15 protein-coding genes are annotated in these 21,131 nt (G+C 73.6%); 9 read left to right on the plus strand and 6 right to left on the minus strand.

The genetic code is table 11. From position 1 onward, the window contains the following. Nucleotides 1–121 precede the first annotated feature (121 nt). Together ACZ7HT_RS22420 and ACZ7HT_RS22425 are read right to left on the minus strand one after the other, a co-directional pair. Nucleotides 122–1,078 carry a helix-turn-helix transcriptional regulator gene (locus ACZ7HT_RS22420; RefSeq protein ID WP_471168525.1) on the minus strand — a complete coding sequence of 319 codons (957 nt, stop codon included), beginning with the start codon at nt 1,076–1,078 and terminating at the stop codon, nt 122–124. Nucleotide 1,079: 1 nt separating this feature from the next. Then, nucleotides 1,080–1,955: a DUF4097 family beta strand repeat-containing protein gene (locus ACZ7HT_RS22425; RefSeq protein ID WP_471168528.1), complete on the minus strand. Its 876-nt coding sequence runs from the start codon at nt 1,953–1,955 to the stop codon at nt 1,080–1,082. A 160-nt stretch (nt 1,956–2,115) separates the two neighbouring features. Here ACZ7HT_RS22425 and ACZ7HT_RS22430 point away from each other — a divergent pair, with 160 nt between their 5' ends. Continuing rightward, complete coding sequence (locus tag ACZ7HT_RS22430; RefSeq protein ID WP_471168531.1) at nt 2,116–2,934, plus strand: hypothetical protein; 819 nt, start codon at nt 2,116–2,118, stop codon at nt 2,932–2,934. 21 nt (nt 2,935–2,955) lie between these two features. Here ACZ7HT_RS22430 and ACZ7HT_RS22435 read toward each other — a convergent pair whose 3' ends face one another. Next, a complete protein-coding gene (locus tag ACZ7HT_RS22435; protein WP_018102711.1) occupies nt 2,956–3,141 on the minus strand; it encodes a DUF6104 family protein in 186 nt (61 codons plus the stop codon). A gap of 99 nt (nt 3,142–3,240) precedes the next feature. Between ACZ7HT_RS22435 and ACZ7HT_RS22440 the strand changes: the two genes are divergently transcribed. The 8 genes from ACZ7HT_RS22440 (at nt 3,241) to fxsT (ending at nt 15,062) form a co-directional block, all read left to right on the plus strand. Then, a complete protein-coding gene (locus tag ACZ7HT_RS22440; protein ID WP_471168534.1) occupies nt 3,241–3,804 on the plus strand; it encodes a CU044_2847 family protein in 564 nt (187 codons plus the stop codon). Continuing rightward, complete coding sequence (locus tag ACZ7HT_RS22445) at nt 3,801–5,834, plus strand: VMAP-C domain-containing protein (protein ID WP_471168537.1); 2,034 nt, start codon at nt 3,801–3,803, stop codon at nt 5,832–5,834. The genes ACZ7HT_RS22440 and ACZ7HT_RS22445 overlap by 4 nt, the downstream gene beginning before the upstream one ends. Continuing rightward, nucleotides 5,831–5,986, plus strand: coding sequence for a hypothetical protein (locus ACZ7HT_RS22450; RefSeq protein ID WP_471168540.1), 156 nt, complete (start codon nt 5,831–5,833; stop codon nt 5,984–5,986). Before ACZ7HT_RS22445 ends, ACZ7HT_RS22450 begins: the two co-directional genes overlap by 4 nt. Nucleotides 5,987–6,173: 187 nt before the next feature. Continuing rightward, nucleotides 6,174–7,190, plus strand: a complete 1,017-nt coding sequence (locus ACZ7HT_RS22455; protein ID WP_116158865.1) for an AAA family ATPase — start codon at nt 6,174–6,176, stop codon at nt 7,188–7,190. A gap of 7 nt (nt 7,191–7,197) precedes the next feature. Continuing rightward, on the plus strand, nt 7,198–10,332 hold the full coding sequence (locus tag ACZ7HT_RS22460) for an SAV_2336 N-terminal domain-related protein (protein WP_471168544.1): 3,135 nt from the start codon (nt 7,198–7,200) through the stop codon (nt 10,330–10,332). Nucleotides 10,333–10,422: 90 nt separating this feature from the next. Next, nucleotides 10,423–10,629, plus strand: a complete 207-nt coding sequence (locus ACZ7HT_RS22465) for a hypothetical protein (RefSeq protein WP_471168547.1) — start codon at nt 10,423–10,425, stop codon at nt 10,627–10,629. 78 nt (nt 10,630–10,707) lie between these two features. Next, on the plus strand, nt 10,708–11,985 hold the full coding sequence (locus ACZ7HT_RS22470; protein ID WP_471168549.1) for an aKG-HExxH-type peptide beta-hydroxylase: 1,278 nt from the start codon (nt 10,708–10,710) through the stop codon (nt 11,983–11,985). Nucleotides 11,986–12,044: 59 nt separating this feature from the next. Beyond that, the gene (fxsT, locus tag ACZ7HT_RS22475) at nt 12,045–15,062 is read left to right on the plus strand and encodes an FxSxx-COOH system tetratricopeptide repeat protein (protein WP_471168552.1); all 3,018 of its coding nucleotides are present in this window, start codon (nt 12,045–12,047) and stop codon (nt 15,060–15,062) included. A 78-nt stretch (nt 15,063–15,140) separates the two neighbouring features. On the opposite strand, the gene ACZ7HT_RS22480 is transcribed toward fxsT, so the two are convergent. From ACZ7HT_RS22480 to ACZ7HT_RS22490, 3 genes are all read right to left on the minus strand, one after another. After that, complete coding sequence (locus tag ACZ7HT_RS22480; protein ID WP_471168555.1) at nt 15,141–18,920, minus strand: multifunctional oxoglutarate decarboxylase/oxoglutarate dehydrogenase thiamine pyrophosphate-binding subunit/dihydrolipoyllysine-residue succinyltransferase subunit; 3,780 nt, start codon at nt 18,918–18,920, stop codon at nt 15,141–15,143. A gap of 332 nt (nt 18,921–19,252) precedes the next feature. Continuing rightward, nucleotides 19,253–20,362 (minus strand): HAMP domain-containing sensor histidine kinase, encoded by a 1,110-nt coding sequence (locus tag ACZ7HT_RS22485; protein WP_471168558.1) that lies wholly within the window; start codon nt 20,360–20,362, stop codon nt 19,253–19,255. Beyond that, nucleotides 20,359–21,096, minus strand: a complete 738-nt coding sequence (locus ACZ7HT_RS22490) for a response regulator transcription factor (protein WP_030688813.1) — start codon at nt 21,094–21,096, stop codon at nt 20,359–20,361. Before ACZ7HT_RS22490 ends, ACZ7HT_RS22485 begins: the two co-directional genes overlap by 4 nt. Between the last annotated feature and the right edge of the window lie 35 nt (nt 21,097–21,131).

A 21,131-nucleotide genomic window follows, 5' to 3' on the forward strand; every position in this document is an offset into this window, starting at 1 on the left:
GAAGGACCGAGGTCCGCTCCGGACCCTTTGAGGCACCGGGCTCCCGTGGGACCGCCCCGGCCACGCGCGGGGGGGGGGCGGGGGGGGGGGGGGTTGGGCCCGGGGTCGGCCCCCAGCCCCGTCAGCTCTTTCTCTCCGGGTGGAGGAGGGTCGTGATGTGGGTCGCCGCCGTCGACAAGTGGTGGCGGGTTTCCCTGAGTTGGTCCTCCGTCACGCCGTGGTCGCGGGCCGCGTCCCGGATCTCGTCGCGGAAGCGGTCGAGGAGGCGGTCCAGGTCGCGGGCCGGGTCTCCCGAGCCCGTCGTGTCCCGCGCCCATTCCGGCGCCTCGCCGGCCGTGGTCTTCGTGAACCGCGGATCCGGCGCCGCGTCGGCCGTGGTCTTCGTGAACTGCGGATCCGGCGCCGCGTCGGCCGAGGGTGTCGCGGCCTTCGGGTGGGTCGTGCCCGCCACCAGGTCGCCGAGCTGGGCCGTGATGCCCGAGATCCCCTCCCAGACCCCCTTCGGCCAGTCGCCCCGCGCGAACCGGTCCTGGACCTCGTCCTGCACCTGCTGGGCGATCCGCTGGAACTCCTTCGCCTGGCGGCGCGCCGACCGGGCCTCCTCGCGGGCCTCGCGGGCCTGCCGCTTCCACTCCTGCTTGAAGCGGCGCATCTCCTCCTTCGCCTCGGCGAAGGACGGGGGATCCACCGTGCGGTTCTGTCCGGCGGCGGCGCGCATCTCGCTGCGCACCCGGCCGGCGGCGCCCCGCACGTCGTCGCGGATCTCCGCCGCCAGCTCCGAGACCGACTCGCGGATCTCCCGCTCCAGGTCGTCCAGTTCGGTGCCGCGCCCGGCCAGCTCGGCGCGGCCGGCGTCGGTGATCGAGTAGACCTTGCGGCCCCCCTCGCTGGCGTGGGTGACGAGGCCTTCGGCCTCCAGCTTGGCGAGGCGCGGGTACACCGTGCCCGCCGAGGGCGCGTACAGCCCCTGGAAGCGCTCCTCCAGGAGGCGGATCACCTCGTACCCGTGGCGCGGGGCCTCGTCGAGCAGCTTGAGCAGGTAGAGGCGGAGGCGTCCGTGGGCGAAGACGGGCGGCATGTCAGAGCACCTTTCCGGTCGCGGAGGGGTCGGGCGAGGGGGCGGCGTCGCCGCTCTCCTCGGGCTCGGGGCGGCGGAGCAGGGCGATGGAGCCGGAGACGGTGGTCGCCTTGAGCGTGCCCCGGCCCGAACCGAGCGTGCCCGTGATGGACTTGGCGCCCCACTGGCCTCCCACCCGCAGGTCCTCGAAGGCGTTCGACACGGCGCCGCTCGTGGTGCTCGCCTCGACCCGGGCGTCGGCCGGGTGCGGGAGCCGGATCGCGACCTCGCCGGAGACGCTGGTGAGCCGGATGTCGGCGGGCGGTCCGTCGAGCCGGGCCGGATCGAGGTCGATGACCATGTCGCCGCTGACCGTGTCGGCCTTCACGGAGGAGCCCGAGCCCTCGATCACCGTCACGTCGCCGGTCACGGAGTTGACCCGCAGCGCCCCGGTGACCGATTGGGCCTCCAGGCTCCCCGAGACGCTCTCGGCGCGGACCGGGCCCGAGAGTCCGAGGAGGGTGGTGTCGCCCGTGACGCCGCGCACCTCCGTACGCCCTCTGATGCCCGTGACGACCGCCTCGGCGCCGACCACGCCCACCTCGACGTCGACGCCCGCGGGGACGGCGACGGAGACGACCGCCCGGCGGCGGTACTCCCTGCGCTCGAAGAACTTGAGGATGCTCTTCCAGTGCAGGTCCTCGTAGGTCACGGTCAGCGTGGAGCCGTCCTGCGTCACGATCAGCGGCGGGCCCTCGATCTCGGAGATCTCCACGCGGGCGGAACTCTCGTCCGTCCCCACCACGTTCACCGTGCCGTTGACGATGCGGACCTGCAGCAGCGTCACGGGGTCGGCCGGAGCCAGCTTCGTCGGCTCGGTGACGGACCACTCTGTCATGGTGCTGACCTCCCGTATCGGCAACGCAACATATCGCGTTTCTCGATAGACACGATATATCGCGGACTCGTGGAGTCAACCCTGAGTCGACCCCGACTCATCCCTGACAGGGGCGGGGCAATCACGCTCTTATGCGGACGAATTGGCCTAGCGTGGGGCCATGAACGCGACACCCGGACCGCCGCACCCCGCCGGAGCCCTGCTGTTCTGCCGCGCCGAGCTCCCGGAGGTCCGGCCGTCGGCCCAACTCCTCCGGGAACGGCTGCTCCTCGCCCCCGCGGGCGCCGAGTGGACCGTGCTCGTACCGGAGGGGAAGCCCTGGCTGCACGGCGGGGAGCCCGTCGAGCAGGTCGTCACCGGCTGGGCCACCGCCCTCGCCGTCCCGGCCGCCGGCCGGCCGGTCGTCGCGCTCTGGTGGGACCGCGACCGCGCCGGCCTCACGCTCGCCGCCGGCTTCCGCCGCGCGGTCGGCTACACCTGGCTCGCGGACGGCACCCCCGTCGGCGAGGACGAGGCCATGCGCACCTTCGCCGCCCGCCTCGCCCTCGATCCCGTCCTGGACGTGCAGGCCCTCGAACCGCTCACCGAGCCCGACCCGGACGCCGACGCCCACGCCCGGCTCATCGGCGTCGTCGCGGTCCTCGCCCGCGCCGGCCTCGCCCTGCCCGCCAGGCTCGTCCCCGGCGAGAGCGCCGGCCGGCTCCGGACCGCCGCCCTCGCCGAGGGCGCCGAACAGCTCGAACCGGCCGGATGGCTCGACGCCGTGCGCGCCGAGCTGGACGTGGTGGAGGGCGGTCCCCTCGGCCCGTACCTGCGCGGCCCCAAGGCGCGCGTACTGAGCGGGGCGCAGCTCCTCGTGGGGGTGCCGCTGCTGCTCTGGGGCGCGGGTCGCCGCAGCGGCGGCTGGGCGACGGCCGGCGCGCTGCTCGTCGTGCACGGCGCGCTCGGACTCGCCTACGACCGGCTGCGGGAGCGGTGAGCCGCGGCCGGGAGGAATCTCCTACTCGTCCTCGTCCTCGTCGTCGTCCAGACGGGCCAGCCAGGTCGCGAGGCGCTCGACCGGCACCTCGAAGTCGGGGTTGAGGTCGACGAACGTGCGCAGCTGCTCGGCGAGCCACTCGAAGGTGACCTCCTCCTCGCCGCGCCGCTTCTCCAGTTCCTCGATGCCACGGTCGGTGAAGTACATGCGATCAGGATAGGCCGTACCCCTCACGTCCCCTGTCGCCCGTCAGTCCCACCGATTAGCCTTCTGGATCCAACATCGCTTCGGGGAGCGGGGGCCGCTGTGGCACACGGGATCGCTCGGATTCGACTGGACGACGGCACGCCCGTGTGGGCGCGCGTCAGCGACGCGGAGGAGCTCGGCCGGGGCGGCGGGTTCCAGGACACCGGTGTCAGGGACCGGGTGGTCTCGATGGCCGGCGGGCTCACGGACGTCGTGCGCGGGGTCGTCGGCTCCCTGCGCGCCGGTCTCGACCCGCAGGGGTCCGTGGAGGTCGCCGTCAGCTTCGGCATCGAACTGTCGGCGCAGTCCGGCAAGGTGATCGGCGTCCTCGCGGACGGCTCGGGCAAGGCCTCGGTGAACGTGTCCCTCACCTGGACCGAACAGGGCCCGCAGGCCGCGCCGACCTCCGAACAGGGCCCGCAGACCGCGCAGACCGCGCAGACCGCGCAGACCGCGCCGACCGAGTCGGCGGCGGTGTCCGCGCCGACCTCCGCACAGGGCCCGCCGACCGCGCCGACCTCGCCCGCGGCGGAGTCCGCGCCCGCCTCCGCCGAGCCGGAGGCGGTGCAGCAGCCGTCGGGGATAGCCCGGCAGCGGCGTCCGGCGGCCGATGGCACCGTATGAGCGCCTTCGACGCTCTCGTGCGCCCCGCACTCGTACGCATCGGCGCTCCCGACGGCGGGTATGACCCGCACGGCGGCCAGTTCTGGGGGACCGGCTTCTTCATCGCCCCCGGCTGGGTGCTGACCTGCGCCCATGTCGTGGCCGAAGGGGGTGGCGAGGTGTGGAGGAAGAAGCCTGCCGTCGGCATCACCTGGCAGGACGGCAAGAGGACGCGCCAGTCCATCGGCACGGTGGTGCTCGCCCTGCCCCGGCCCGAGGACCCCGGTGTGCGGCCCGAACCCTGGGGCTTCCCCGACGTCGCCCTCGTGCGCGTGCCCGGCACGCTCAAGGCCTCCTGCGTCCAGCTCGCCGACCGTGCGCCGGCCCGCACCACCGAGGTCGGTCTGCACGGCTGGTCCCGGGAGACCGGGGAGCTGGGCATCCGCCAGGTGCACGGCCGGCTGACCGGCGTCGACGCCCGCGCCCTCGTGACCGAGGGGGTGCTGCCCGTCGAGGGCTGCTCCGGCGGCCCCGTCGTCGACGACCTCCAGGGCGCCGTGATCGGCTTCAACAAGGGACGCTGGTCCGACCAGGGCGCCCTCGTCCCCCTCGCCGCCCTGCGCTGCCTGCACGACGCGCCCGGGGGCAGGCTCTGGGCCGAGGCGCTGCGTGACCACGACCGTCATCACCTCGACCACTACCTCCAGTCCCTCGACTACGGATCCGACTGGACGCGCGCGCAGCAGCAACTCGGCGGCCCGCACCAGCTGAGCCCGCAACTCCGCACCCGGCTGCGGGGACAGCTCTCCGCGCTGCCCGCCCCGATCAACGCCGGCGAGATCATGGACCTCGTCGACCGGGTCAGGGCCTGGATCAGGAACAGCGCCACCCCGGACGCCTTCGAGGACGACCCGCGCACCTGGAGCGAGGGCGCCGCCCTGCTGTACGGGCTGCGCGCGCCCGACCGCACCGACCCCGGCGACCCCGGCCTCGACGCCGTGCTCCTGTACGCCGCCCATGTCGTCCGGCGGGTCTCCGGCCGCCCCGGCGGTCTCGGCGACGTGACCGCCTTCCGGGACTGGATCATCGACCTGGCCGCCGACGCGGGCCCGTACCTCCGCCGCGAGATCGACGACCTGATCGGCTCCAGCAGCTCGGCCGCCCGCGCCAACGCCCGCGAGCGCCGCGCACGCGCGGACGTGCTCCTGGAGATCGACACGCCGCGCTGGGACCGGCGTTACCCCTGGCGCGTGAAGCTGCTCCGCGACGGGCACATGGTCACCCCGCTCAAGGGAGACGACCGGGGTGTCGAGCGGGCCCAGCTCAAGGAGACCCTGCGCGGGCCGCTCGCCGAGGCGCTCCGCCTCGGCGACAACGGGCCGCACCTGGCCTCCGTGGAGGCCGTGCTGCCGCGCGAGCTCTTCGACGAGCCGCTCGACACCTGGCGGCTCGAACCCCCGCAGGGATCCGACGAGGAGCAGGGGCCCCTCACCCTCGGGCAGCGCCGCATCGTGGTCATCAGGGACGCCCGGCGCCACGGCAAGGAGGCGTCGGCCGAGTGGCGGGAGCGCTGGGAGGCCGGGGAGCGGGGGCCGCTCCGCGCGGCCCCGCTGCGCGCCGAGGTGCCCGGCGCGGGCCCGGACGCCCACACCGCGCGCGTGCGCCGGGAGACGTGGCAGGAGACGCACGATCGGCTCAGCCGGGCCGAGGGCGGCACCGTTCCCGTCTACTGCGGCCCGGTGGGCAGCGGCGACGGGCTCATGGCGATGAACGCCGCCCTGGCCGCCGGCCACCCCCTGGCCCTCTGGCGGACCGGCGCCCACGACCACACCGACTGCGCGGCGTTCCACGTGGAGGCGGACTGGATGCTCGCGGACGCGCTCACGGCCCAGGGGCTCGGCAAGCCGGTCCGTTCCCTGCGCGCCCTGGCGCCGGAGCGGGCCGACCTCGCCTGGGCCGAGAGCATCGCCGTCCTGTACGACCCACCCGACCGCCCGCCGCCCAGCGGCCGCCTGGAACCCCCGCCGCTGCTCGGCGAGGAGGACCCGTGACGGCGGCGGCGCCCGCCCGGGCCCGCCCCGGGCAGGCCTGCGCGGCGCCCGCCCGGGCCCGCCCCGGGCAGACCTGCGGGGCGCCCGCGCGCGCCCGCCCCGGGCAGGCCTGGGCGGCGCCCGCCCGGGCCCACCTCGGGCAGGCCTCGTGAGGACGTCGGAGCCCGCCGCGGGGCCTGGGCCGTTACGAGAACCCTCCGGCCCGGCGCCAAAGCGCCCCGCGCGTCCCGCAGTTGCCGGACCCGCCCGGAACGACCGGTTTGGGGGTCGGCAAGCACGCACCCGGGGCAGTACGTTCGGAAAGCCCGGCCGGCACACCACAGCCAGGAGGAGTTCATCGTGAACGATTGGCGGATCTACCGTGGGGCCGGGCATCCGCATGACGAGATACGGCGCCTGCCCGCCCCGCCGCCCTGGCGCGACTTCTCCGCCGGCGGCGCCGACGACACCCTCGCCGGCTCCGACCGCCGGCTCGGCGTCAAACGCAGGCTCGTCCAGAACCACCACCCCCGGCCCGCCGAGACCGACGCGGTCAACGCCGCCCTGTACCTGCGGCGTCCGCTCCTCGTCACCGGCAACCCCGGCACCGGCAAGTCCACGCTCGCGCACGCCGTCGCCCACGAGCTGCGCCTCGGCCGTGTGCTCCGCTGGCCCATCGTCAGCCGCTCCACCCTCCAGGACGGCCTCTACCGGTACGACGCCATCGGCCGCCTCCAGGACGTCCAGCTGGAGCGCGCCCAGGCCGGTGCGTCCGGTTCCGCCGCCGCGGCCCCGGCCGGCATCGGCTCGTACATCCGGCTCGGACCGCTCGGCACCGCGCTGCTCCCCTCCGAGCAGCCCCGGGTGCTGCTCATCGACGAGCTAGACAAGAGCGACCTCGACCTGCCCAACGACCTCCTGAACGCCCTGGAGGAGGGCGAGTTCGCCATCCCCGAGCTGGAGCGGCTCGCCGACCGGGAGCCGGTCGTCGAGGTGCTCAGCGACGACGGCCGCAAGGTGCCGGTGTACGGCGGCCGGATCCGCTGCAGCACCTTCCCGTTCATCGTGCTCACCTCCAACGGCGAACGGGACTTCCCCGCCGCCCTGTTGCGCCGCTGCATCCGCCTGGAGCTCGAACCGCCCGGCGAGGAGCAGCTCGGCGCGATGATCGAGGCCCACCTCGGGACCGAAGCCGTCGCGGGCGACGGCGAACAGGGCCTCGTCCAGCGCTTCCTGAACCGCGAGCCCGGCGAGGTGATCGCCACCGACCAGCTCCTCAACGCCCTCTATCTGACCCAGCACGCCTCCCGCGCCGAGCGGGTGACCAGGGAACGCATCGCGGACATGCTCATGCAGCCGCTCGATCAGCCGAGGTGATGACCGGATGCACCGGACGCACCGGATGCCTCTGGAGGAGCTGACCCGCAGACTCCGGGCGGGCGGGGCGGACCCGACCGCCGAGGCGGTCGCGGACGCGCTCTGGCTGTCCCAGTGGCTGCCGGAACCGGAGACTCCCGATCCGGAGCCGCCGTCGCGCCCGGGGAGGGGAAGCGCGGAGACCGCCCGGCCCGTCGACGAGGGGCGAGATCCGGCCAATCGCGAGGAGGCGCCCGCCCGCACGTCCACGCTCCCACCCGAGCGCACCGCGGGCCGCGAGTCCGTCGCCCTCCACACGCGCGCCGGAGCCGCCCCGGCGGACGGAGTGCGCCGCGGCGGGGGCGGGGGTACGGGGCGGGGCGCGGCCCTGTCCGTACGCGCGCCCGGCGCCAACGCCCTGCCCGGACTCCTAGGCCTCCAGAAGGCCCTGCGCCCGCTGCGGGGGTACGCGCCCGCCCCGCCGCGCCCCGACGAGGGCGTCCTCGACGAGGAGGCCACCGCCGAACGCAGCGCCGCCGCGGGCATCCTGACGCCCGTCCTGCGCCCCGCCGCCGGCCGCCGCCCCGACATCCAGCTCCTCATGGACACCGGCCCGGCCATGGTCGTCTGGGACCGCATGGTCGAGGAGCTCCGCCAGGCCTGCCAGCAGTCCGGCGCCTTCCGCGACGTCCAGGTGCACCGCCTGTACGACACGGGCGAAGGGCCCCCGCTCGTCACCACCACCTCCGGCGCCGACGGCCGGCCCCGGCTCCGCCCCGTCGACCAGCTCCACGACCCCACCGGGCGCCGGCTCACCCTCGTGGTCAGCGACTGCGTCGGGCCCCTCTGGCAGCGCGGCGCCGCCCAGCGCTTCCTGCGCCAGTGGCCCCGCCACTCCCCGCTCGCCCTCGTCCAGCCGCTGCCGCCGCGCCTGTGGCCGCGCACCGCGCTCCCCGCCGAACCGGGCACCTTCCAGCGCTCCACGCGCCCCGGGGGCCCCGCCGCCTTCCGCTCCGACGACGAGCCCTGGGCGGTCCCCGACCCGGCCCGGCGGGCGGTTCCCGTGCTCACCCCCACCCCCGAGGCCTTCGCCTCCTGGGCCCGGCTCCACACCGGCCACGGCGGCGACACCATCCGCGGCTGGGCCGCCTGGCTCGTCCCCGGGCCGGTGCGGCCGCCGGAGCCCCGGACACCCCGCGTCCCGCGCGGCGACGAGGAGCTCCTGCGCGCGTTCCGGGCGGGCGCATCGCCGGGGGCGCTCCGGCTCGCGGTCCAGCTCGCCGCGGCCCCGCTGACCCTGCCCGTCATGCAGCTCGTCCAGCGCGCGATGCTGCCCGACACCGGGCCCATGGAGCTGGCCGAGGTGCTGCTCAGCGGACTCCTGCGGAGACTGCCAGGACCCACCCCGTACCCCTGCTTCAGCTATCCGCCCGGCATCCAGCAGCTCCTCCTCGGCTCGCTCGACCCCGGCGCCGCCGCTCTCGTCCTCAAACACTGCTCCGCCTACGTGGAGCGCAATTTCGGCCAGGGCATGCGGAACTTCCCGGCGCTCGCCGCCGCCCGGCTCGCCGGCCACGGCCCCGCCGCCGACGGCGAGGGCGGCCCCGTCCTGGCGCCCGACGACACCGACGAACCCGCCGGGCCCGAGGGCGCCGAGGCGGAACTCTTCGCCCGCATCCCCGCGCGCGTGCTCCGCTTCTACCACCCCGACCTCGTCACCCCCGACCCCCTCACCGAAGCCCGCCGCCTCCTCGAACAGGGGCGCGCCCAGTCCGACCCCGCCCTCCTCTCCGCCGCCCGCGAGCGCGCCGAGGAGGCGCTCCCCACCGCGCCTGCCGAGGCCCGGGTCGTCCTCGGCCGTGTCATGTACGCGGAGGCGGGCACGGGGGCCGTACGGCGCGCCGGACGCCGCCGCGAGCTCCTCGACCGGGCCGCCGACATCCTCGTCCACGCCGCCGAGCTGGCCCGGGCCGGAGACGAGCACTGGGCCGAGGCCCGCCTCGAACGGGCCGTCGTCCACCACGCCCTGTGGCAGGAGACCGGGGATGCCCGGCAGCTCGACGCCGCCCTCGCCGCGCTCGCCGGGGACGCGGACCAGTGGCCGCCGACCGCACGGCCCACCCTGCACCTGCGCCGGGGACGGCTGCTCCTGGCGCGCGGCGACGGCGCCGCGGCGGCCGCGGAGCTCACCGCGGCCCTCGCCCTCGGGGAGAGCGCCGCGGCCCTGCTCGACCTCGCCGACGCCCTGCACCTCGCCGAGGCCGGACCCGACCGCATCGGGCCCGTCCTCGACCGCGCGGAGGCCCTCATCGGCGACGGCCGGGCACTGAGGCTGCGTCACACCGCCGCGCGTGCCCGCCTGTACGAGACCGCGGGCGACGGGCCGGCCGCCGACGCGGCCTACGAGCGGGCCACCCTGCTCACCCCCGCCGAGGGCGAGCAGCGCGGGCGGCTCCTGCTCACCTGGGGCGAGTCCCTGCTGCGCCGCGCCGCCGCCGGCACCGGGACCCGGCCGGTCGACCGCGCGGAGTCCGTGCTGCGCGAGGCCCTCACCTGCCTTCCCGCCGGATCCGCCGCCCGCGAGCGGGCCCGGATCCTCATCGGCAACGTCCTCGCCCTGCGCTACGACCGCGCGGGATTCCTGCCGGACCTGTACGAGAGCCGCCATCTCCTCGACGAGGCCCTCCGTACCACCCGCGACCAGGCGACCCGGGCCGAGGTCGGCCTGCAGCTGGGATGGGTGCAGCTCCAGCTGAGCGAGGCCGCGAGGGACGGGCAGCTCGTCGGCGCCCTCACCGCCTTCCGGCGCGCCGCCGACGACACCCGCGCCGCCCGCGGCGACGCCCCCGGCACGGTCACCCTGGCGCGGGCGCTCCACGCCCAGGGCGCGGTGCTGTACCTGATGGGCCGCGTGGGCCACGCCGCGACGGTTCTGGCGGAGGCCGCCGAGCAGTGGCGGCGGCTCGACGGCGTGCTCGTGGCGGTGGACTGGGCGGACGTGGAGCGGACCCGGAGCCTGCTCGCCGAGGTCAGGGCCGAGCCCCGCCCGCGGCCGGACCGCTTCTCCCGCGAGGAACGGCGCCGGATCGCGCCGCCTTGGTGGGCCTGGCGCGAGGAGGACGCGGAACGGCTGGATAACGGGGGCGCACATGGGCGCAGTTGAGTCGAACGGGTTTCTGCCTTTCGGGCGTCGGGAAGAACCGCTCCGCCGCTACGACCGTGGGGGACAAGGGTCGGTGAGGAGGAGCCGAGGGTGTTGGAGCACACGAAGCGGGTCGCAGGCGTCGACCGGGGCGATGAACGGCCATGGCGCCTTCCCGACCTCACCGGCGTGGACCTGCGGACCCTGCGCTTCATGGACGATCCCGAGCTGGCCGCCGCCGTCGAGCGGGTCCTCTGGCATCCCCAGGAGCTGGCCGATTCCTGGCAGGAGGGCGCCGGGGACAAGGTCCACGGCTGACCTCCCGTGGAGTGGCCGCGCCGACCGGCCGTTTTCGGTCAGATGCGCACCGTCCGCCGGGGGCCCATGGAGGCGGGAGTGAACCTCGCGCCCCTGCCCGCGCCCGTCTTCGCCCGACTGGCCCGGCTCAGCCCCGCCCCGGACGGGCTCACGCTGCTGCGCTCCGCCCTGCACGCCCGGCGGCTGCTGCTGCTCAAGGCACTCCTGGTGCGCGTCCACCGGCACCGGGAGTCCATCGAACCGGGCACGCTCGGCCGGTTCGAGCGCGCCTGGGAACTGCTCGAACGGGTCGAGCGGCGCCATCCCGCCGTGGTCCGGGACGTCCTCGACTACCCGACGACCGGAGCCTGGCTGGCCGGCGCGCTCGCCGAGCCCCCCGGGCCGGCCTTCGACCGGCTGCTCCGCCACCTCGACAACCTCGCGGTCACCGCCGCCCTGCGCGCCGGTGGCCCGCTCGACCTGACCGTGGAGACCCCGGACGGCCTGCTCCCGCTGCCCGGCGTGGGCCGGCTGGCGGTGGCCGCGGACCGCGTCCGGGTCAGCGCCGGCGAGCGGACCGTACGGTTCCACCCGGACGGCACCCGCCGCGCCCTGCCTGCCCTGCTGATCCGGACCGGCCGCCGCGACGGCGTCCTCGCGGGCCACGGGCCCGGCTGGCGCGCCGTCCGCCCGCTGCCCGGCGGCACCGCGCTCCTGGACGATCTCGACCCGTACCGGGTGCCGCCCGGCGCGGGCGGCGGCACGGTGGTCGCCGCGGCCGATCCCGCCGACACCGACCACGCCGCCTGGTCCGCCACCTGGCGCGAAGCCCAGGACCTCCTCGCCCGCACCGACCCCGGCCGGGCCGCCGAGGTGGCGCGCGGCGTCCGCGCGGTCGTCCCGGTCGTGCCGCGCGGACCCCGGCACCTGGGCGCCACCCTGAGCGCCGCCCCCGGAGCCGTACTGACCTCACTGCCCGCCGAGGGACAGGGGATGGCCGAGACGCTCGTGCACGAGCTGCACCACAGCAAGCTCGCGACACTCCATGAACTCATGCCGCTGTACGGCCCCGGGCGGGGCGCCGTGCACCGGGTCGGCTGGCGGTCGGACCCGCGGCCCGTCGCCGGTGTGCTGCACGGCGCCTACGCGCATCTGGCCCTGGCCGATCTGTGGTGGCGCGCGGTCACCGCCTGCGGAGTGCCGGCGGCCTGGCGGTCCGCCGCCGGGCAACAGTTCGACGACATCCACGATCAGGTGGGCGCGGCACTGCCGATCCTGCTTGAATCCGATGAACTGACCGCGAACGGGCGGGAGTTCGTTCGTCAAATGAGACTGCACCACGCGAGCCTCGGCGCGACCCCCCTGGTCGCTGGGTAACACTGTGCTCACGGCACACGACACTGCGTTGCGCGGGAGCGGGACGGGAGACACGACAGATGGCGGAACAGCGACCGGGCGGTGCGGCGGATCACGGAGCGGGGAGCGCGCCGGAGCATGTCCTCGTGGTCTTCCCCGGCTATCACCGCCCGTGGGCCACCTGGATCAACCAACGGCTCGACGCGTACGGGGTGCGCGCGAGCCAGCAGCGCTGGGACCCGCCGCGCGACGTGCCCCTGGAGGACTCGCTCGGCGACCTGCTGCTCGCCCGCGGCCAGGTGCTGCTCGTCCTGGACGACTGGTTCTTCCAGCTCGGACCCCGCGCGGCCGGCGAGTGGAACGACGTGCTGCGCGGCTTCGTCGCCGCCCACGCCGAGCGGTTCGCCGCGGTCAACCTCACCAACCGGACCCTGCTCCCGGCCACCGCCGTCCTCGAACCCGTCAGCCTGTGGGGCGTCGGCGAGGAAGAGGCCGAAGCCCGCCTGCTCAGCCGGCTCGGCGTCGAACCCCGCCGGGCCACCGGCCGCCGGCTGCCGCCCGGATCACTCGTCCGCTTCCCCGACACCCCTCCCGAGATCTGGGGCGAGATCCCGCGCCGCAACCCGCGCTTCACCGGCCGGGACGACCTGCTCAGCGAGCTCCAGGAACGGCTCATGGACGCCGAGCGCGGCAACGCCGCGTGCACCCTGCTCGGCATGTCCGGCATCGGGAAGACCCAGATCGCCGCCGAATACGCCCACCGCTTCAGCTCCGACTACGACGTCGTGTGGTGGGTCAGCTCCGACGACCGCAACGTGCAGCGCGACCGCTTCGGCGAGCTCGCCGCCGAACTCGGCCTCTCCACCGGCAACGAACCGGGCGAACGCATCCGCGCCGTCCGCGAGGCCCTGCGCCGGGGCGACCCGCACACCCGCTGGCTCATCGTCTTCGACGGCTGGGACGACACGGACGGCGCGAACGTCATCCTGCCGCACGGCCCCGGCCACGTCCTCGTCACCTCGCGCAACCGCGGCTGGGGCGACTACACCGACATCCTCGAGATCCCCGGCTTCGACCGCGCCGAGTCCACCGCCTATCTGATGCGTCGCGCCCCGCACATCACGGCGCCCGAGGCCGACGAGGTCGCCGCCGAGTTCGGGGACGTACCGCTGCCCCTGGTCCAGGCCGCGGCCTGGCTCGGCGAGTCCCGCATGGAGGTCCCCGAGTACCTCCACATGGTCCGCGAAGGACGGATCTCCGCCGTAGAGCCGTCCGGCGACGGCTTCCCCCAGGCCTCCCTCACCTCCTGGTCGATACTGATCAACCGGCTCCGACGCGCCCAGCCGCAGGCCATCGACGTGCTCAGCCTGTGCGCGTCCTTCGCCCCCGGCCGCATCCCGCTCGGTCTCATCCGCGCCTATCCGCAGGCGGACCTCCCCGAGGACCTGCGCTGGATGGTCACGGACCTCGCCGCCTGGTCCCGGGCCCTGGACACCCTGGTCAACTACTCGGTGCTCACCCGCGAGACCCGGGGCCCCGTCAACAACGCCGAGGTGGGCCCCCACCAGGAGTCCGTGCACATGCACCGGCTCGTCCACGACATCGTCTCCCGGCTCACCGAGGGCGACCACCGCGCCGCCCATCGCCAGGCCGTCCGCACCCTGCTCGCCGAGGCCGACCCCGGCAACCCCATGGACAGCCGGCACTGGCCCCGCTACGCCGAACTCCTGCCCCACCTGGAACCCTCGGGCGCGCTCCTCAGCCACAACCCGCGCACCCAGACCGCGGTGCTCAACTGCCTGCGCTACTGCTTCCGCAGCGGCGAGTACCGGGCCGGCATCCAGCTCGCCGAGAAGATCCGGAACAACTGGTCCACCTTCATGGACCCGCTGGACCAGCCCATGCTGGACCTCACCACCCAGCAGGGAAACATCCTGCGCTCCTTCGGCCGCTTCCGCGAGGCCTACGAGCTCGACCTCGCCCAGCGGGAACGCCTCGCCGCCGCCCAGCCCCCCAACGAGCTCGGCACCCTGCTCTCCAGCAGCGCCATCTCCAGCGACCTGCGCTTCCTCGGACAGTACAAGGAGTCGGAACGACTCCAGCGCGACGTCCTCGCCGGCGCCGAACGCCTCCTCGGCGACAGCGAGTTCTCCACCCTCGTCGCCCGGCACAACCTCGGCGTCACCCTGCGGCAGCTCGGCCGCTTCCAGGAGGCGTACGAGGCCGACGCCGAGACCCTCGCCCAGAGCGAGCGCGTACTCGGCAAACGCCACTCCCACACGCTCAACTCCAGCAACGCCCTCGCGCACGACCTGCGGCTGCTCGGCCGGTACCGCGAAGCCCTCGCCCGCCAGGAGGCCAACGTCGTGCGGCACGTGCAGGTGCTGGGCCCGCAGCACCTGCAGACCCTGTACGCCCGCACCCAGCTGGCCCTGTGCAGGCGCCGCGAGGGCGGCTTCCAGCAGGACCTCGGCGCCACCATGGCCAGCCTGCTCGAACAGCTGGAGCAGGTGCACGGCCGCGCCCACTACGGGACGCTCTCCTCCCTCAACAACTACGCCAACTTCCTCCGCGAGCACGGCAACCTCGACCAGGCCCGTGAACTCAGCCAGGAGGCCGAGGCCGGCTACCGCGTCCTCCTCGGGCCCGCCCACCCGGTCGCCACCGGCGTCCTCGCCAACACCGCCCTCGTCCTCCAGGCCTCCGGCGAACGCGCGAACGCCCTGGCCATCCTGGAGGCCGCGCTCGCCGGACTGACCTCCTCGCTCGGCTCCGACCACCCCTGGGTCCTCGGCTGCGCCCTCAACACCTGCGCCGCCCGCAACTTCAACGGCCGGGTGCACGACGCCGCCGAGCTCAGCAGGGACACCCTGCGCCGCGCCCGGCACACCCTGGGCAACGAGCACCCGCTCACCCTGTCGTCCCAGGTGGCCCTCGCCACCGACCTGCGCGGGCTCAGGGAGAACGAGGAGGCGAGCAAGCTGGAGGAGGACGCCCTGCTCACCCTCACCCGCACCCTGGGGGCCCAGCACCCGCACACCCTGTCGGCGCGCCAGCGCAACCGGCCCTACTGGGACTTCGAGGCCAACCTGGGCTGACAGCCCGTACGAGCGCGGGAAACGCCGGAGGCCCGGCACCCCACCGGGGGTCCCGGGCCTCCTCACGCGGTACGACGATCAGGCGTCGAAGACCTCGTTGACCAGCTGCTGCTGCTCCGCCTGGTGGCGCTTGGCCGAGCCGACCGCCGGGGAGGAGGAGTGCGGACGCGAGATCCGGCGCAGGCGCTCGCCCGCCGGGATGTCCGCGCCGACCGCCAGGTCCAGGTGGTCGATCAGGTTGAGCGCGATGAACGGCCAGGCACCCTGGTTCGCCGGCTCCTCCTGCGCCCAGATGTACTTCGCGGCGTTCGGGTACTTGGCGATCTCGGCCTGCAGCTCGGCACCCGGCAGCGGGTACAGGCGCTCCAGACGGATGATCGCGGTCTCCGTGTCACCGCGCTTCTGACGCTCGGCCTCCAGGTCGTAGTAGACCTTGCCGGCGCAGAAGACGACCTTGCGGACGTCGGCCGGGTTGACCGTGCTGTCGCCGATCACCGGGCGGAAGCCGCCGGTGGTGAACTCCTCCACCTTGGACGCCGCGGCCTTCAGACGCAGCATCGACTTCGGGGTGAAGACGATGAGCGGCTTGTGGTGCGGGTTGTGCACCTGCCAGCGCAAGAGGTGGAAGTAGTTCGACGGCAGCGTCGGCATGGCGACCGTCATGTTGTCCTGGGCGCACATCTGGAGGAAGCGCTCCGGGCGCGCGGACGAGTGGTCCGGGCCCTGGCCCTCGTAGCCGTGCGGCAGGAGCAGCGTGACGCCGGAGGTCTGGCCCCACTTCTGCTCGGCCGAGGAGATGAACTCGTCGACGACGGTCTGCGCGCCGTTGACGAAGTCACCGAACTGGGCCTCCCAGACGACCAGGGCGTCCGGGCGCTCCAGCGAGTAGCCGTACTCGAAGCCCATCGCCGCGTACTCGCTGAGCAGCGAGTCGTAGACGTTGTAGTGGGCCTGGTCCTCGGTCAGGTAGAGCAGCGGGGTGTAGTCCTCGCCGGTCTCCTGGTCGACCAGGACCGCGTGGCGCTGGCCGAAGGTGCCGCGGCGGGAGTCCTGGCCCGACAGGCGGACCGGGGTGCCCTCCATCAGCAGGGAGCCGATGGCGAGGGTCTCGCCGAAGCCCCAGTCGATGGTGCCGTCGTCGATGGAGGCGGCGCGGCGCTGCATCTGCGGCATCAGACGCGGGTGGACCGTGATCCGCTCCGGGACGTTGACCTGCGACTCGGCGATCCGCTTCACGACCTCCTGGGAGACCGCGGTGGTGACGGCGACCGGGAACTCGGCCTGGGCGTCCGGGACGGTCGTCGCCGCCGGGGCGGCGGTGGCCTCGCGGACCTCCGCGAACACCTTCTCCAGCTGGCCCTGGAAGTCCTGGAGCGCCTGCTCCGCCTCTTCGAGGGTGATGTCGCCGCGACCGATGAGCGACTCGGTGTACAGCTTGCGCACCGAACGCTTCTTGTCGATCAGGTTGTACATCTGCGGGTTGGTGAACTGCGGGTTGTCGCCCTCGTTGTGACCGCGGCGGCGGTAGCAGATGAGGTCGATCACGACGTCCTTGTTGAACGTCTGGCGGAACTCGAAGGCGAGCCGCGCGACGCGGACCACGGCCTCCGGGTCGTCGCCGTTCACGTGGAAGATCGGCGCCTCGATCATGCGGGCCACGTCGGTCGCGTACATCGAGGAACGCGAGGACTCCGGGGCGGCGGTGAAGCCGACCTGGTTGTTGATGACGATGTGGACCGTGCCGCCGGTGCGGTAGCCCCGCAGCTGCGACATGTTCAGCGTCTCGGCGACGACGCCCTGGCCGGCGAAGGCCGCGTCGCCGTGGAGGGCGACGGGCAGGACGGTGAAGTCCGTGCCGCCCTTGTTGATGACGTCCTGCTTGGCGCGGACGATGCCTTCCAGGACCGGGTCGACCGCCTCCAGGTGCGAGGGGTTGGCGGCCAGGGAGACCTTGATCTGCTCGCCGTCGAGGCCCGTGAAGGTGCCCTCGGCGCCCAGGTGGTACTTGACGTCGCCGGAGCCGTGCATCGACTTCGGGTCGAGGTTGCCCTCGAACTCGCGGAAGATCTGCGCGTACGACTTGCCGACGATGTTCGCCAGGACGTTCAGGCGGCCGCGGTGGGCCATGCCGATGACGACCTCGTCGAGGCGCGACTCGGCGGCCGAGTCGATGACCGCGTCGAGCAGCGGGATGACGGACTCGCCGCCCTCCAGGGAGAAGCGCTTCTGGCCGACGTACTTCGTCTGCAGGAAGGTCTCGAAGGCCTCGGCGGCGTTCAGCCGGCGCAGGATCCGCAGCTGCTCCTCGCGCTCCACGCGGGAGTGCTGGCGCTCGACGCGGTCCTGGATCCACTTGCGCTGCTTCGGGTCCTGGATGTGCATGAACTCGACGCCGGTGGTGCGGCAGTACGAGTCGCGGAGCACGCCGAGGATGTCGCGGAGCTTCATCATCGACTTGCCGGCGAAGCCGCCGACCGCGAACTCGCGCTCCAGGTCCCACAGGGTGAGGCCGTGCTCGGTGATGTCCAGGTCGGGGTGCTTGCGCTGCTTGTACTCCAGCGGGTCGGTGTCGGCCATGACGTGGCCGCGGACCCGGTAGGAGTGGATCAGCTCGAAGACGCGCGCGGCCTTGGTGACGTCGTCGTCGTGCGAGGCGTCGATGTCCTTGAGCCAGCGGACCGGCTCGTAGGGGATGCGCAGGGCCTTGAAGATCTCGTCGTAGAAGCCCTCGTCGCCGAGGAGGAGGTTCGCCACGATCCGCAGGAACTCGCCGGAGGCGGCGCCCTGGATGACGCGGTGGTCGTACGTCGAGGTCAGGGTCATGACCTTGGAGATGCCCAGCTTGTTCAGGGTGTCCTGGGAGGTGCCCTGGAACTCGGCCGGGTAGTCCATCGAGCCGACGCCCATGATGACGGACTGTCCGGGCATCAGGCGCGGCACGGAGTGGACGGTGCCGAGGCCGCCGGGGTTGGTCAGGGAGACCGTGACGCCGGAGAAGTCGTCCATCGTCAGCTTGCCCACGCGGGCGCGCTTGACGATGTCCTCGTAGGCCTGCCAGAACTCGAAGAAGTTGAGCGTCTCGGCCTTCTTGATGCCCGCGACGACGAGCTGGCGGTCGCCGTTGGGCTTCACCAGGTCGATCGCGAGGCCGAAGTTCACGTGCTCCGGCTTGACCAGGGTCGGCTTGCCGTCCTTCTCCGCGAAGGAGTAGTTCATCGACGGCATGGCCTTGATCGCCTGCACCATCGCGTAGCCGATGAGGTGCGTGAAGGAGATCTTCCCGCCCCGGGCGCGCTTCAGGTGGTTGTTGATCACGATCCGGTTGTCGAAGAGCAGCTTCACCGGGACGGCGCGGACGGACGTGGCCGTCGGGACGTCGAGGGAGGCGTTCATGTTCTTCGCGACCGCGGCGGCGGGGCCGCGCAGCGTGATCAGCTCCGGGCCGGCGGGGGCCTCGGCGGCGGGCGCGGCCTTCACCGCGGCCGGAGCGGCGGCGGCGGGCTTCGCGGCGACCGGCGCGGGGGCCGCGGCGGGCTTCACGGGGGCCGGGGCGGGCGCGGGGGCCGGAACGACGGCCGGTGCCGAAGGCGCGGCCTGTGCGGGGCTCGCCTGCGGCGCGGCGGGCGCGGCGCTCTGCGTGGTGGTGGCGGCCGGGGCGGCCGGGGTCTCCGACGCTCCGGGCTTGTAGTCGGCGAAGAAGTCCCACCAGGCACGATCGACTGAATTCGGGTCCTGGAGGTACTGCTGGTAGATCTCGTCGACGAGCCACTCATTGGCACCGAAGGCGGCTGCGGGGCTTACGCCCTGCCCGTCTTGGTCGGCCTGGGAGCTAGGGGTACTGGGGGACTGAGACGACACGGCGGCAACCGCCCTCTTCCGCTTCGCAAGGTGATGGACAGCGGAAATAAAGGCTACGCCTGTCCGGCCGAGAGGTGCAGGCCAGGCAGTCCAACGTTGCGCAAGTCACACTTGACAGCGTGTTTCGATGCCATGAATGGCGGGAAACAAGCGTGGTTCCGCATGTGTGAGGGTACGGAGAAGCGCGAGCACGGCCCGATCCGGCCGCACCCCTGATCACGTCCCGCTCACGTAGACGCACGTCCCGCTCACGAAGACGCAGGTCTCGCTCACGGAGACGCGTGTCCTGCTCACGTACACGCAGAACCAGTGCTTCCGGTTCGAACCCTACGTCAATCTCTGAGGGGAAGGCTGCCCGGAAGAGTGACTCTGATGCGGCATCCACGTGACGATTCGGCCACTCCGATTCCGCCGCCGTGCAGATCCACCGCCCAGCGGGCGATCGCGAGCCCGAGCCCCGTCCCGCCGTCGCTGCCCGGCCCCTGCCGGTCCGGGGCCGAACCCCGGTTGAACCGCTCGAAGACCTTGTGCCGCTCCGACTCCGGAATGCCGGGACCCTCGTCCTCGACCTCCAGCTCCAGCGAGTCCGGATACGGGCCCCGCCGGGCCCGGACCGTGACCCGGCCGTGCGGCGGGGAGTGCTTCACCGCGTTGTCGATCAGGTTCGCCATCACCTGGTGCAGCCGCTCCGCGTCCGCGTGCCCGACCAGCTCGGGCGGCGACACGTCCAGATGCAGATGCACATCCGTACGACGGTGCAGGCCCGACGTCGACGAGAGGCCGCGCTGGGACGCCGCCAGGTTCGCCTCCCGCAGCACCCCCGACAGATACGGCCAGACCTCGAAACGGCTCGCCCGGAGCGCCACGACACCGTTGTCGAGACGCGACAGGTCGAGCAGGGTCTCCACGAGCCGCCCCAGCCGCTCGGTCTGCTTCAGGGCCGACCGCATGGTCTCCGGATCGGCCTCCGACACCCCGTCCACGACGTTCTCCAGGACGGCCCGGAGCGCGGCGATCGGCGTGCGCAGCTCGTGCGAGACGTTCGCCACCAGCTCCTTGCGGTGTCGGTCGACGGCCTCCAGATCGTCCGCCATGCGGTTGATCGTCGAGGCGAGGTCGCCCAGCTCGTCCCGCCGGTCCGCGCCCCGCACCCGGCGGCTGAAGTCCCCGCGCGAGATCGACCCGGCCACCGTGTTCATCTCGTCGAGCGGCGCCGTCAGGGACTGCGCCACGAACTGGGTGATCAGCAGGGTCGCGATCATCGCGAAGATCGTGATGTACCGGAACTCGGTGGACGTCCGGATCGCCACCAGGGCCAGGCAGGAGGTCAGCAGAACCGCCCCGACGACCAGGGCGCCCAGCTTCGTCTTGATCGAGATCACGATCCGGCGGGGCCGGCGCGGCCCCCGCACATCCGGCCTCCCGGGCCCCGGCCGGCTCACGGCGCCGGGGTCTCCAGCGCGTAACCGACGCCATGGACCGTACGGATGCGCTCGGCCCCGATCTTCCGGCGCAGCGCCTTGATGTGGCTGTCCACGGTCCGGGTGCCCGAGGCGTCCGCCCAGTCCCACACCTCGGCGAGCAGCTGCTCGCGGGAGAGGACCGCGCGGGGGGTGCTCGCCAGGCAGACGAGCAGGTCGAACTCGGTCGGGGTCAGGTGCACGTCCTCCGCGCGGACCCGGACCCGGCGCTGCGCGTGGTCGATCTCCAGCTCGCCGAGGCGCAGGATCCCGCTGCGCGGGGTGACCGCCGCGAGCGCGGCCCGCTCCACCCGGCGCAGCAGCACGTGCACCCGGGCGGCCAGCTCGCGCATCGAGAACGGCTTCGTCATGTAGTCGTCCGCGCCGACGCCGAGGCCGACCAGCATGTCGGTCTCGTCGTCGCGGGCGGTCAGCATGAGGACCGGGACGGGGCGCTGGGCCTGGACCCTGCGGCACACCTCGAGGCCGTCGAAACCGGGCAGCATCACGTCCAGGACCATCAGGTCCGGCTGCCAGGCCTCGGCCGCGTCGACGGCCGCGGGACCGTCGGTCGCGGTCTGCACGAGGAAGCCCTCCGCGCGCAGCCGGGCCGAGATCGCCTCCACGATCGTGGCGTCGTCCTCGACCACCAGGACGCGCCGCTGGGCCCCCGGAGTGGCCGCCGCACCGTGGTGAGTGGTGTGTGTCTGCTCCATTGCCCCGCCTCGCGTCGCCGATGTCGGTGCAGCAG

It is taken from the genome of Streptomyces sp. NPDC037410, from assembly GCF_055602235.1.